The sequence below is a fragment of the Oleiphilus sp. HI0061 genome (assembly GCF_001635675.1).
Genome location: NZ_LWFE01000126.1, coordinates 1 through 855 on the forward strand (window position 1 = coordinate 1; position 855 = coordinate 855).

At 46.3% G+C, this 855-nt stretch carries 1 protein-coding gene; it reads left to right on the plus strand.

Features of this window, described 5'->3' with window-relative positions; genetic code table 11:
* Positions 1 to 855 (plus strand): FAD-dependent monooxygenase (locus tag A3735_RS01565; RefSeq protein WP_068637446.1); only part of this gene is annotated, 855 nt, incomplete at both ends.

Here is an 855-nt window from a genome sequence, read left to right on the forward strand (position 1 = left end):
ATGTCTGGACAGATATTGAGCCTTCGGTATGTGCCATCGAACAGGTTCATGTATCAGAAAAAGGCTGCTTTGGAACCACCCGGATGCATGCAGCAGAGTATGGACAGGAAGCCTTAGGTTATGTGGTGCCGAATCAGTGCTTGGGCCAGAGTTTGTTAAGCAAGGTGTATGAGAGATCACTACCTTTTTATAGTGGTGTGAAGGTTTCTCATATATCTCAAGGCAAAGACTTCCATCAAGTGCACTTAAGCTCAATTGAGCAGCCTGAACAGCAGAAAGTGCTAAACACTCGCTTGATGGTGATTGCAGATGGTACGGAGTCGAGCACTGCGAAGCTATTAGGCATTGCTTATCAAGTGGAAAAATATTCTCAGCATGCCTTGGTGGCTAACGTCAGTACTGCATTGCCAAATGAAGGTGTTGCGTTTGAGCGCTTCACTAAGAAAGGCCCATTGGCAATGTTGCCCTTGAGGGAGTCTGATTGTGCACTGGTCTGGACACATGACGAAAAAGAGATACAGGCACATTTGGATATGAGCGATGCTGAATTTTGTAAAGCTTTGGAAGAGAGTTTCAGTGAGCGGCTAGGTCCGATTGAACGCTGTGGTGAACGGGTAAGTTATCCGTTGAAATTAGTCAGAGCTGAAGAGCAATGTCGGGCCGGTGTGTTGCTCTTAGGTAATGCCGCGCATAGTTTACATCCTGTCGCAGGGCAAGGGTTTAATTTGGCCATTCGTGGTGTGGCGGCCTTCTTGGCTTATATTGATGAGTCAGTAAAGCAGGGTTTGGATTATCGTTCCCTGGCGCCATTGAATAAGTTTTGTCAGTCGAGAATGGATGATCAGAATAAAACGA